This window comes from Bacteroides zhangwenhongii, from assembly GCF_009193325.2.
GTDB lineage: Bacteria > Bacteroidota > Bacteroidia > Bacteroidales > Bacteroidaceae > Bacteroides > Bacteroides zhangwenhongii.
Genome location: NZ_CP059856.1, coordinates 2,894,695 through 2,906,973, shown reverse-complemented (window position 1 = coordinate 2,906,973; position 12,279 = coordinate 2,894,695). Strand labels below are relative to the sequence as shown.

At 43.5% G+C, this 12,279-nt stretch carries 10 protein-coding genes and 1 tRNA gene; 5 read left to right on the top strand and 6 right to left on the bottom strand.

Translation table 11 applies throughout. The features are described from left to right. Positions 1–54 precede the first annotated feature (54 nt). From surE to GD630_RS11630, 3 genes are all read left to right on the top strand, one after another. Positions 55–822, top strand: coding sequence for a 5'/3'-nucleotidase SurE (surE, locus tag GD630_RS11640; RefSeq protein WP_143864873.1), 768 nt, complete (start codon positions 55–57; stop codon positions 820–822). Positions 823–914: 92 nt separating this feature from the next. After that, positions 915–2,051 carry a lipid-A-disaccharide synthase gene (gene lpxB / locus GD630_RS11635; RefSeq protein WP_143864874.1) on the top strand — a complete coding sequence of 379 codons (1,137 nt, stop codon included), beginning with the start codon at positions 915–917 and terminating at the stop codon, positions 2,049–2,051. Positions 2,052–2,142: 91 nt separating this feature from the next. Continuing rightward, positions 2,143–2,949, top strand: a complete 807-nt coding sequence (locus GD630_RS11630) for a NigD1/NigD2 family lipoprotein (protein WP_143864875.1) — start codon at positions 2,143–2,145, stop codon at positions 2,947–2,949. Positions 2,950–3,062: 113 nt separating this feature from the next. Here the strand turns inward: GD630_RS11630 and GD630_RS11625 are convergent, their stop codons facing one another. Genes GD630_RS11625 through rsfS form a run of 3 tightly spaced genes read right to left on the bottom strand, consistent with a single transcriptional unit; the run spans position 3,063 to position 6,438 of the window. Continuing rightward, complete coding sequence (locus GD630_RS11625; RefSeq protein WP_143864876.1) at positions 3,063–3,905, bottom strand: phosphatidate cytidylyltransferase; 843 nt, start codon at positions 3,903–3,905, stop codon at positions 3,063–3,065. Positions 3,906–3,936: 31 nt separating this feature from the next. Further along, positions 3,937–6,069 carry an ATP-dependent zinc metalloprotease FtsH gene (gene ftsH / locus GD630_RS11620; RefSeq protein WP_007764645.1) on the bottom strand — a complete coding sequence of 711 codons (2,133 nt, stop codon included), beginning with the start codon at positions 6,067–6,069 and terminating at the stop codon, positions 3,937–3,939. 9 nt (positions 6,070–6,078) lie between these two features. After that, on the bottom strand, positions 6,079–6,438 hold the full coding sequence (gene rsfS, locus GD630_RS11615; protein WP_007764646.1) for a ribosome silencing factor: 360 nt from the start codon (positions 6,436–6,438) through the stop codon (positions 6,079–6,081). Between the two features lie 264 nt (positions 6,439–6,702). Here rsfS and GD630_RS11610 point away from each other — a divergent pair. Beyond that, positions 6,703–6,773, top strand: a tRNA-Gln gene (locus tag GD630_RS11610). A gap of 323 nt (positions 6,774–7,096) precedes the next feature. Here GD630_RS11610 and GD630_RS11605 read toward each other — a convergent pair. The 3 genes from GD630_RS11605 to rsmA form a co-directional block, all read right to left on the bottom strand. Then, positions 7,097–8,950: a DUF349 domain-containing protein gene (locus GD630_RS11605; RefSeq protein ID WP_143864877.1), complete on the bottom strand. Its 1,854-nt coding sequence runs from the start codon at positions 8,948–8,950 to the stop codon at positions 7,097–7,099. An 85-nt stretch (positions 8,951–9,035) separates the two neighbouring features. Next, positions 9,036–10,376 (bottom strand): magnesium transporter, encoded by a 1,341-nt coding sequence (gene mgtE, locus GD630_RS11600; RefSeq protein WP_007764675.1) that lies wholly within the window; start codon positions 10,374–10,376, stop codon positions 9,036–9,038. Beyond that, positions 10,373–11,161, bottom strand: a complete 789-nt coding sequence (gene rsmA, locus GD630_RS11595; RefSeq protein ID WP_143864878.1) for a 16S rRNA (adenine(1518)-N(6)/adenine(1519)-N(6))-dimethyltransferase RsmA — start codon at positions 11,159–11,161, stop codon at positions 10,373–10,375. The genes mgtE and rsmA overlap by 4 nt, the downstream gene beginning before the upstream one ends. 112 nt (positions 11,162–11,273) lie before the next feature. Between rsmA and GD630_RS11590 the strand changes: the two genes are divergently transcribed. After that, positions 11,274–12,260, top strand: a complete 987-nt coding sequence (locus tag GD630_RS11590; RefSeq protein WP_007764677.1) for a lysylphosphatidylglycerol synthase transmembrane domain-containing protein — start codon at positions 11,274–11,276, stop codon at positions 12,258–12,260. Positions 12,261–12,279: the final 19 nt, after the last annotated feature.

The window sequence follows — 12,279 nt, the reverse complement described above, 5'->3', positions numbered from 1 at the left end:
GCTTCTTTTTGCTACTTTTGTGCGAATAATTAAAAAAAGGAAAGGATTGAATATATGGAAAATAAGAGGCCGTTGATACTCGTTTCAAATGATGACGGGATTATGGCTAAAGGTATTAGCGAGCTGGTTAAGTTTCTCCGTCCATTAGGAGAAATCGTGGTAATGGCACCGGATTCACCGCGTTCCGGTAGCGGATGCGCGCTTACGGTGACACAACCTGTTCATTATCAATTGGTCAAAAAAGAAGTTGGACTGACTGTATACAAATGTTCGGGAACCCCGACCGATTGCATTAAACTGGCTCGGAATACAGTACTCGACCGGACACCGGATTTGGTAGTAGGTGGTATTAATCATGGGGATAATTCGGCTACCAATGTACATTATTCAGGTACGATGGGAGTTGTGTTTGAAGGTTGTCTGAATGGGATTCCTTCCATTGGATTCTCTTTGTGCAATCATGCTCCCGATGCGGATTTTGAGGCTGCGGGACCTTATATACGCAAGATTGCCGCGATGGTACTGGAAAAAGGACTTCCTCCTTTGACTTGCTTGAATGTGAATTTCCCGGATACGGCTGATATAAAAGGAGTAAAGATTTGCGAACAGGCCAAAGGGTGTTGGACGAACGAGTGGGCTGCTTGCCCTCGTCTGAGCGATCCGAATTACTTTTGGCTGACAGGTGAATTTACCGATCACGAACCTGAAAATGAAAGGAACGATCATTGGGCATTAGCAAACGGCTACGTGGCCATCACTCCGACGACTGTCGATGTGACGGCATATCACTTTATTGATGAACTTAATAAATGGTTTAATTAGTTGAAAATTGAAAGTTGAAAAAGAAAGCATGACACTCTATTGGTCATCTATCCCTACCAACTCTCAACTCTCAACTCTCAACTCTCAACTCTATGAAGTATTATCTGATTGTGGGCGAAGCCTCCGGTGACTTGCACGCTTCTCATCTGATGGCAGCTTTGAAGGTGGAAGATCCTCAAGCTGAATTTCGTTTTTTCGGCGGTGATCTGATGGCTGCCGTAGGCGGTACGATGGTGAAACATTATAAGGAGTTGGCTTATATGGGATTTGTTCCGGTGTTGCTCCATCTGCGTACTATCTTTGCCAATATGAGACGTTGCAAGGAAGATATCGTTTCCTGGAATCCGGATGTTGTCATTTTGGTAGATTATCCGGGATTCAATCTGGATATCGCCAAGTTTGTCCACGCAAAGACGCAGATTCCCGTATATTATTATATTTCTCCGAAGATATGGGCTTGGAAAGAATACCGCATCAAGAATATAAAGCGTGATGTGGACGAGCTTTTCTCCATTCTTCCTTTTGAAGTGGAGTTCTTTGAAGGAAAGCATCACTATCCTATCCATTATGTGGGGAATCCTACGGTGGATGAAGTGACGGCCTATCAGGAAGCGCATCCGAAAAATACGGCTGGGTTTATTGCGGATAATCAGTTGGAGAATAAACCGATTATTGCACTTTTGGCAGGAAGCAGAAAGCAGGAGATAAAAGATAACTTGCCGGATATGTTGAAGGCGGCTTCTGCTTTCCCCGACTACCAACTTGTTCTGGCTGGCGCTCCTTCCATTGCTCCTGAATATTACGAACAGTATATAGGAGAGTCGAAGGTGAAAATTATTTTTGGTCAGACTTATCGTCTGCTGCAACACGCGGATGCGGCATTGGTTACTTCGGGAACGGCTACCCTTGAAACGGCGTTGTTCCGCGTTCCGCAGGTAGTTTGTTATCACACTCCGATTGGAAAGGTGATTTCGTTTTTGAGGCGTCATATTCTGACGGTGAAGTTCATTTCTTTGGTCAATCTGATTGCGGACCGTGAGGTTGTGAAGGAGTTGGTGGCTGATACGATGACTGTGAAGAATATGCAGAGTGAACTGGAAAAGATTCTTGAAGATGACAAGTACAGGCGTGAAATGCTGGCGGAATATGAGCGTATGGCTGAACGGCTAGGTCCGGCAGGCGCTCCTCGTCATGCGGCGTGCAAGATGTTGGAGCTGTTGAAAAAATAACTTTCTTTTTCTGAATAAACGTAAAGCCGATGCAATATTTGCACGGCTTTTTTATTTATAAGACAGAAGGTTAAAAAAGAAAGGATCTAACATGAAAAAATTTAAATGGCTTTTAGGAATTCTATTGTTGGCATTGGTGCCAATGTTGCAGTCATGTGACGATGACGACGATTATTATTCTATCGGAGATTTCAGTTGGGACTGGGCGACCGTACGTACAACCGGTGGCGGCGGTTATTTCCTGGAGGGTGACCGTTGGGGAATCATTGATCCGGTCAGCTCTTCCATTCCTTGGTACAGACCGGTAGATGGTGAACGGGTGGTTGCATTCTTTAATCCTTTGGCTGATATGAAAGACGAAAAGGGCGTTCAGGTAAAAATGGAAGGCATTCAGGATGTCTTGACTAAAGGGGTGGAAGAAATGAAAACTACGGAAGAAGAGGAGGAATTTGGAAATGATCCGATTGTGATTTATCAAGGTGATATGTGGCTAGGGGGGAAATACCTGAATGTTATTTTCCATCAGAACCTACCTCGTTCGACGAAACATCGTATCAGCCTTGTTCAGAATCTGATGGATACGACTGAACCCGGTGAACTTGGCGATCCATCGGCACCGGAGACGGTAAATGTTGCTGAAGACGGTTATGTTCATCTGGAGTTGCGTTATAATACGTATGATGATGTGACCGGTTATTGGGGATGGGGACGGGTTTCCTATAATCTGGAAGATTTTTATCCGACGGAAGAGGATGGTGAAACTACGATGAAAGGTTTTAAAGTTACTATAAATTCAAAAGAAAATGGAGAAGGAAGAGTGATCGTTCTTGATTTCGACCATCCGGTAGGAGTGCCGGAAAAGGCGAAGGATGTGCATTCCACTTCTTCAATCCGATAACCTCTAACTATGATTCGCTGTGTGTGAAAAAGGTCGGGCTCACTTCCTGTGAAGTTCCCGACCTTTTCTTTTTATGATGTTGGTTTGTTTGATAATCCGATAAAGCGATTGGATTAGAACCAGGTTAGTGCATACAGATAAACGACTGCTGCCGGAATAGCCATTAAAGAACTGTCAAAACGGTCGAGCATTCCTCCGTGTCCAGGAAGAATAGTTCCCGAATCTTTAACGTGCAACTGACGTTTCAGCAGTGATTCTGTCAAATCCCCCCATGTGCCGAATATAACTACGACTAAAGCCAGCCCTGCCCATTCCGGCATGGACATCACCGGGAAATAATGAGCGAGTATGAAGGCTACTCCGATCGCTACTACTCCGCCGCCGATAGAACCTTCCCATGATTTCTTAGGAGAGATACGCTCGAATAATCTATGCTTTCCGATAAGCGAACCGATGCAATAAGCACCTGTGTCATTCAGCCAAAGGAAAATAAAGATAGATAGTGGTAGAATAGGGTTATAACTTATGCTGCTGTATTCCGGATCGTTGTGGAAAGCTAATACATTCAGTAAAGCGAACGGAAGCCCGATGTAGAGTTGGCTGAACATGGAATAAGCCCAGTTAAGCACGGGATTCTCTTTCTTCAGATACAGCTCGCTGATCATCATATACAGCAATAGCAGTACGTAGGGGATAAAGATTTTGGAATCAGCCGCGTCAATGCAGAATCCCATGATGGCAAGAAACAGATAAGCGCCGCCCAACATATTGATGGTCTTGTTTATCTGAACCCCTTCCGCACGCATATTAACCAGCTGTCCGAACTCATAAATGGTGAGTGCGCTAATGGCGGTAAATAAGATGCCGAAGCTAAATGCGCCATAGAGGATGCATCCTACCAAAATAGCAACAAAGAGTACACCTGTGATGGCTCGTTTTATAAAATTGTTCACAATCAGCTCGTTTTTTAATTGATTAAACAGTGGCTTATTTTTCTTTATCGGTAGTCGGTTCCGTAGATGTGTTTTTCTCTACAGTGACTTTGGAACCTTCTACGGTAACTTTTCCTTCCGCAGCTTTTTCTTCCGCAGAATTCTTGGCTTCCTCTTCTTTTATCTCTTTTTCTTCCCCTTTCAGCTTTTCAGCAAGTTGCTTTTCTGCTTTAGCCGCATCCTGGCTTTCTTTGGCTGCCATGATTTCTTCTGAACGGGAAGCCCAAGGACGCTTTCCGAAGATACGCTCAACGTCTTCCGCGAAGATCACTTCTTTGTCAATCAGTAATTGTGCCAATTGATTGTGACCTTCCTGATGTTCAGACAGGATTTTTTTGGCACGTTCATACTGTTCGTTGACCATCCTTTTTACTTCTTCGTCGATAAGTTCGGCTGTTTTCTCGCTATATGGACGGTTGAAGGAGTATTCTTCGTTGTTGTAATAACATAAGTTAGGCAGCTTATCACTCATTCCTAAATAAGCAATCATGCCGTATGCCTGTTTCGTAACCCTTTCCAGATCGTTCATGGCACCGGTAGAGATACGGCCGATAAATAAGTCTTCGGCTGCACGTCCTCCCAGCGTAGCACACATTTCATCGAGCATTTGTTCTTTTGTTGTGATCTGACGCTCTTCCGGCAAATACCAGGCTGCTCCCAATGCACGTCCACGAGGAACAATTGTCACTTTGATTAGAGGGTTGGCGTATTCCAGCAACCAGGAGATGGATGCGTGTCCTGCTTCGTGCAAGGCGATAGAACGTCTTTCGGCTTCTGTAGTAATCTTGGTTTTCTTTTCCAGACCACCGATGATACGGTCTACTGCATCCAAGAAGTCTTGTTTGCCAACGAATTTCTTTCCGTGACGGGCAGCGATCAATGCCGCTTCGTTGCAGACATTGGCAATGTCGGCGCCGGAGAATCCCGGAGTCTGGCGAGCCAGCAAGTCTACATCTACCGTGTCATCTATCTTGATCGGGCGCAAGTGTACGCCGAATACTTCTTTACGTTCATTCAGGTCGGGCAGATCTACGTGTATCTGACGGTCGAAACGCCCTGCACGGAGCAAGGCTTTGTCCAATACGTCTACCCGGTTGGTAGCGGCAAGAATAATCACACCACTGTTGGAACCGAAGCCATCCATTTCCGTAAGCAACTGGTTCAAGGTGTTTTCGCGCTCGTCGTTTCCTCCCATTGCGGGATTTTTACCACGTGCGCGTCCCACTGCGTCGATTTCGTCAATAAAGACAATACAAGGAGCTTTCTCTTTTGCCTGCTTGAACAAGTCGCGGACGCGGGATGCGCCTACACCTACGAACATTTCCACAAAATCCGATCCGGCAAGGGAGAAGAAGGGTACGTTCGCTTCACCGGCAACCGCTTTGGCAAGCAATGTCTTACCTGTTCCCGGAGGGCCTACTAACAAAGCTCCTTTAGGTATTTTACCTCCCAGATCCGTGTATTTCTGCGGCTCTTTCAGGAACTCGACAATCTCTTCCACTTCCTGTTTGGCTTCCGCCAGACCGGCTACATCCTTGAAGGTGACTTTGATGGCTCCTCCTTTTTCAAAAAGTTGGGCTTTTGATTTCCCTACGTTGAATACGCCACCGGGACCTCCACTTCCACCACCGCTCATACGGCGCATGAAAAATATCCATAGTGCTACTAGCAGAACGAGTGGAAGGATCTGAATCAAGATAGCGGGAAATATGTCCGACTTAGGAGGGTAATCCGATGTTCCGTCGAAATGACCGGCTTCTTTTTCCGTTTGCAGGAATTCTTCCAACTTATCGGTAGACGGCGTCCGGCTGGTAATGACGGGGTTACGTCCCACCTTTGTGGAGTCTGCTCCGAATACAGCGCCAACAGCAGTGGGTTTCAGATAAGCTTCGATTGACTTGTCTTCATAACCCAGTACTTTGCTGACATATCCATTTCTTACGTAGTCCTGAAACTCGCTGTAAGTAACGTTTTTACTTCCGACACCCTTTGAATCACTGCCCCACCAGAGGCCGAGAAGCATCAGGGCAATAATCATATACATCCAGTTCAAATTGAACTTTGGCAAGTTAACCTTATTGTTAGGTTTGTTGCTGTTATTATTGTTATTGCTATTCTTATTGTCCATAATCGTAATTTAGTCTAAATCGGGGATTTGAGTAAGTTTGGCATCAGCCCAAAGGTGTTCAAGATTATAAAAGGCTCTTGTTTCCGGTAAAAATACATGTACCAATACATCTGCATAATCCATAGCTACCCATTCGGCATTCCGGAGTCCGTCTACTGCAAAAGGCTTGCTGTCAGCACCCTTTCGTGCGGATTCTTTGATTGAGTCTACAATAGCACTTACTTGGCTGGGAGAGTTTCCCTGACAGATAACGAAATATTTACAGATGGTATCTTCTATTTTGGTTAGATCGGCAATAACGATATTCTTACCTTTTTTTTCTTGAATTCCCTCTTTTATTTTCTCGATTAATACTTTAGTATCGTTCATTCTTACATTTGATATTAATAATTCATGTTCTCTTTTGGTTTATAACAAAAAAGGCTCACCCTTTGTTTCTGATTATAAACGTGATATTTTTGACAAATATACGCTGATTTATTGGATACAAGAAAGTTATACTTCAATTTTTGTGTTTTTTAGTGGAGATAGTTGCTTAGGGAAAACTAATTTGAGGATTTTTGCAAAAAAAATAGCTGAAATGTTTTGATTTCCCAATTTATTTGTATCTTTGCACCCGCAAACGAAAATCATTGGGCTATGGTGTAATGGTAACACTACAGATTCTGGTCCTGTCATTCCTGGTTCGAATCCAGGTAGCCCAACAAATCACTAGCTTTTTACTGACAAAAACCCGCTAAAATGCAATTTTAGCGGGTTTTTTGTGCTTTGACAAATGCCATCCGAAAAAAAGTTGACGCTAATTCGGTGGTTAATTAGGTGATACGGATGCTCTTTTTTGATATTTGAGATTCGGTTCGGCTGAAAATAAGAGGGTGTCATAATGAATGATAAAATGCAGATTAACGGTAAATTATCACAGAAGATTCTATGCGTTGATAATATTCTATAGAATTCTTTTGCGATAATTTACCGTTAATCTGCATTCTGATACACTTTCCTGTATCTTCTCAAATCAGCGAGCGGATCACTCTTCAGCTTTTATTGATTCGTCAATTACCTTGATTTTCTGTAAAACCAAGTCCAGATCTGCTTTTAATTTGTCTACCTTGCGATTCAATTCAGTTAACAGGCTACTACCTTTCTTTGAAGTGGAAGTCAGGAAGCCCAGATTGTTTTCATATGTCTGTAGTTCGTTCTTCATATTCTCATAAGCACGTACCAGCTTTTCTCGTTCTCTGTATAAAGATTGCGGGCCACTTCCTTGAATATTGCTGATGTTAGAACGGAAGTTACTTAGTTTCTTATTGGAAGCATTGATGTTGAAACGGTCAAACAATTGGTCAATCAAGTTGTGGTATTGCTTGTAAAGTTTATCTTTCTCTTTGAATGGCACATGACCGATAGAGTTCCATTCTTTCATTAACTCCCGAACAAGTGTACTGGCTTCTTCCATATCCATGTTTTCGTCGATGGCAGACAGCTTTTCGATCAATGCTTTCTTTTTCTCCATGTTCTCTGCTTCCACAGAACGTTGTGAAGAAGTAGCTTTGTTTTTCTGGTCGAAGAAATAGTCACAAGCGGAAATGAAACGTTTCCATACTGCATCCGAATGTTTCTTGGCTACCGGTCCGATAGTCTTCCACTCTTTTTGAAGTTTGGTGAGAGCGTCGGCAGTAGCTTTCCAGTCAGTGCTGTCTTTCAAGGCTTCCGCTTTCTCGCACAGTGCTTTTTTCTTTTCCAGATTTTCGTTCATTCCTTCTTTCAAGCTCTTGAAGAACTCTCCTTTTTTCTTGAAGAAGTCATCACACGCATGACGGAAACGTTCGAATATCTTCACATTCATCTTTTGAGGCGCAAAACCGATTGTTTTCCATTTGTTTTGCAATGCAATTACTTCCTGAGTCTTGTTTTCCCAAGCAGAGAATGTTTTCAGTTCATTATATTCTATCGCTTCTACGATTTCGCAGATAACGGTTTTTTGGTCTAGATTGTGCTGTTCTGTTTCCTTCAGTGCCTCAAAATGTTGCTGATGGCGACGGTTGACAGCGGTAGAAGCCGCTTTGAAGCGGTTCCATATTTCATCACGCAACTCTTTGGCTACCGGACCCGTATCACGGAATTCCTGATGCAATTTTTGGAGTTGGTGGAAAGCGGAAACAACATCTTCCTCGTCAGCCAACTTTTCGGCAGCTTCGCAAAGGTGAGTCTTGATTTCCAAGTTCTTCTTGAAGTCATATTCGCGGAATTCGTTGTTCAGCTTCAATAAGTCGTAGAACTTCTCTACATATAATTGATAATTCTTCCACAGTTCATTTACTTTGCCTTGCGGAACCAGCTTCGTCTCATTCCACTGCTGTTGCAACTTTTTAAATTCGGTATAAGACTTATTGGCATCATCTCCGGATTCTACTAATTCCTTCAGTTCTTCGATGATGGAAAGTTTGACTTGTAGGTTTTCTTCTTTTTGTCGTTCTAACTCAGCAGCCATTTTGCTTCGCTTTTCTTTGATAACTCCCATCAGACGTTTGAATTCTTCTTCTTCCGGGTCTTCTTGCGGAACAAAATCCTCAATGGCTCCACCGTTATCTGTGAACTCCTTTTTAGCAGCTTCCAGTTCGGCGTTATGTAACTTGTAGAATGATTGTTTCAGATTGTCGATATCCTGCTTGTTCGCATTTTCTGCATTCTGCGCAAGCTCCTTTAATTGGTTCAATACATCTTCCTTTGTAGCAGGTTTAGGAGCTGCTTCAGTTTGAACTTCGGCAGTAACTTCTTCAGTTGGAGTCTCTGTTATAGCTTCAGAAACCTCGACTGTTTTTTTTTCTTCTTCTAATTCCCCTTGGTTCAAGGGTTGATTAGTGTCATGAGCGTCCATCATTGTATATTAGTTTTGGGTCACAAATTAATGAAATAAAACGATTACTTCATACTATTTTGCTTATTTTTTTTTGTTTAGCCTGTTTTTATGATAATAAAACCGTAATTCCCATGTACAACATCATGCCGATAATGTCATTTGTGATGGCAATAAAGGGCCCCGTTGCAATGGCGGGATCTATTTTTAGCTTTTCGAGCGTCATTGGCACGAGTGTTCCAAAAATAGAAGCGAACATCACTACGGCAAACAGACTGATGGATACGGAATACGTAACCGTAGCCGTTGCGCCGAAGCGGATGAAATTATATGTATATACCAATAGAGAGATGATTGTAGCATTGATTAACGCCACTACTGCTTCTTTGGTCACTTGCTTGAATGTGTTTTTAGCATCCAGCGAGCTGTTTGCCAGCCCTTGCACGATGATAGCCGAAGATTGTGTTCCGACATTTCCACCTGTACCACCGATAAGCGGGATATAGAGCGCCATTTCAGGATGGGCGGCAAAGGTTGAATCGAAGTTACCCAGAATCATGGAGTTTCCGATACCGCCGAGCATACCGATCAATAACCAGGGGAGACGGGCAGTAGTCTGCTTGAGTACGTTGTCGTCGGTTTCTACGTCTTGCGAAAGACCGGAAGCCAATTGGTAATCACGTTCCGACTGTTCACGAACCTCATCCATGACGTCGTCGACAGTGATTTGTCCTACGAGCCGCCCGATGCTGTCGATAACGGGAATAGCCACCAAGTCATACTTCTCAATCGCTTGTACCACTTCATCGATAGGAGTGTCTACGTGCACGGAAATCGGATCTTTCTGCATCACATGCTTTACTTTGGACACGGATGGAGAAGTAATCATTTTCTTGAGCGGGAAGATACCACGCAAACGTTCGTCGTCGTCGATGACATATACATAATAGATCTCATCCAGCTCCTCCGCTTGTTGCCGCATCTCTTTCAGACACTCGGGCATACTCCAGTTCTCGTTGACAAGTACCATTTCCGTACCCATCAAACCGCCGGCGGTATTTTCGTCGTATTTCAACAAGTCGACAATATCTCCTGCCTGTTCGATGTCTTCGATATGCGAAAGAACTTCTTCCTGTTTGTCCTCGTCAAGTTCACGCATCAGGTCTACGGCGTCATCCGTATCCATATAGTCGACAAAGCGTTTGGCGATAGTCTCCGAAGGAAGCATTTCGAGAAGCTCTTTACGTGCGTCCTCATCCATTTCGACCAACACGTCGGCGGCCGTTTCATTGTCGAGCAAGCGATAAATGAATCTGGCTCCTTCCGCATTCAAGTCATTGCATAACTCAGCGATGTCGGCCGGATGAAGGTCGACGAGGAGTTCTTTTACCTTATCAGCGTCTTTCTGCTCTATAAGGTGTTTTACGGTATCAATGTATTCCTCGTTCATTGTTGTTTCAGTGCTTCTTCCACTTTATTGGTCAAGTCGATAAATTCTTCTACCGATAGTTGTTCCGGACGTTTATTGAATAATGAATCCTCTGTCAGCGGACAATCTTTGCCTAAGATCGGTTTGATGGAATTGCGCAAAGTCTTGCGCCGTTGGTTGAAGGTGGTTTTCACCACCTGCTTGAATAACTTCTCGTCGCATCCCAGCTCTTGGACTTCGTTGCGCGTCATACGGATAACGGCACTTTTGACTTTTGGGGGTGGGTTGAATACGTGTTCGCTGACGGTAAACAGATATTCCACCTTGTACCACGCTTGAATCAATACGCTGAGAATACCGTATGTTTTGCTGCCCGGTCCGGCGGCAATACGTTCGGCAACCTCTTTCTGGATCATACCTGTGCAACAAGGAATGATATCCTTATTATCCAACATCTTGAAAAAGATCTGGCTGGAGATATTATACGGGTAATTACCGGTCAGAACGAAAGGTTTCCCATTAAACAACCGGTGAAGATTCATCTTCAGGAAATCGTCTTCAATAATATGGTCTTCCAGTGACGGATAGGCTTCGCGGAGATAAGCAACCGATTCATAGTCAACTTCTACGACTTTTACCAGCCGGTCTTTCTTCACCAGAAATTGAGTCAGTACGCCCATACCCGGTCCTACCTCTAAAATGGGCAGTTCGGGAAAGGTGTCGACCGTATCGGCAATATCCTGAGCTACTTTCAAATCTTTCAGAAAGTGCTGTCCGAGAAACTTTTTAGGCTTTACTAATTTCATTTACCAACTAAATAATTACTTTTGCAGTCGACAAAGGTAATTCTTTTAAATGAAGAACGTGCCACTAATTAAAAATAAATGATATGCCAGCGTAGCTAATGAAGAATTAAGGATGAAGAAACTGTTAAAAAAGACGCTGAAACTGATATTACCGATTGTTTTGGGCGGCTTTATTTTATTCTGGGTGTATCGCGACTTTGATTTTGCAGAGGCGGGCGATGTGTTGAAGCATGGTACAAATTGGTGGTGGATGCTTTTCTCGCTGTTGTTCGGAATATTTGCGCAAGTGTTTCGTGGCTGGCGGTGGCGGCAGACGTTGGAGCCTTTGGATGCGTTTCCTAAAAGAAGGGATTGTGTGAATGCCATTTTTGTTTCTTATGCTGCCAGTTTGGTCGTTCCCCGTATCGGAGAAGTGAGCCGTTGCGGAATATTGGCAAAATACGATGATGTGTCGTTTGCCAAATCATTGGGAACAGTCGTGACGGAACGGTTGGTCGATACGTTGACCATTCTCCTGATAACAGGAATTACCGTCTTGCTGCAGATGCCGATATTTGTCACTTTTCTTCAACAGACCGGAACGAAGATACCTTCCATGATGCATCTGTTGACGTCCGTATGGTTTTATATTGTCCTGTTCTGTTTCATCGGAGTGGCGATGTTACTTTATTATTTACGAAAGACATTATTCTTTTATGAACGGGTAAAAGGTTTTGTCTTGAATATCTGGGAGGGAATTATGTCCTTGCGTGGAGTACGCAATATTCCTTTATTTATATTTTATACATTAGCTATTTGGGCTTGTTACTTTTTCCACTTTTACTTCACGTTCTATTGCTTTGCTTTCACTGCGCATTTAGGCATGATGGCGGCTTTGGTCATGTTTGTTGGCGGCACATTCGCAGTGATCGTGCCGACCCCCAACGGAGCGGGTCCATGGCACTTTGCCGTTATCTCTATGATGATGCTTTATGGAGTAAATGTGACAAATGCCGGAATATTTGCCTTGATTGTGCACGGTATTCAAACCTTTTTAGTAGTTTTGTTGGGCATATATGGTTTGGCGGCATTGCCGTTCACCAACAGACAGCGAAAGTAATCACTTAATAAAAATAGAT